This is a genomic window from Finegoldia sp. P2-F-LR, assembly GCF_052932265.1.
The window spans coordinates 1-368 of record NZ_JBRFJF010000038.1; the positions used below are offsets into that span (position 1 = coordinate 1).

At 41.0% G+C, this 368-nt stretch carries 1 protein-coding gene; it reads right to left on the minus strand.

The window, feature by feature from the left end; translation table 11 throughout:
• Positions 1-368: GTP-binding protein (locus ACU68W_RS09300; protein ID WP_446756442.1), on the minus strand; the 368-nt coding region annotated here is incomplete at both ends.

The following is a 368-nucleotide window of genomic DNA, read 5'->3' on the forward strand; positions in this document are numbered from 1 at the left end:
CGTCTGGATCTTCTAATGCTTTTAATGCTGATCCTACTACGATTGGTGTGTCGTCTCCTTCGTATTCGTATTCGTTTAATAATTCACGTACTTCCATTTCAACTAATTCGATTAGTTCTGGATCGTCTACTTGGTCTTCTTTGTTTAAGAATACTGCGATTTTTGGTACGCCTACTTGTCTTGCTAACAAGATGTGTTCTCTTGTTTGTGGCATTGGACCGTCTGCTGCACTTACTACTAAGATTGCTCCGTCCATTTGTGCTGCTCCTGTGATCATGTTTTTAACGTAGTCAGCGTGACCTGGACAGTCTACGTGTGCGTAGTGTCTTTTTTCTGTTTCATATTCTACGTGAGAAGTGTTGATTGTG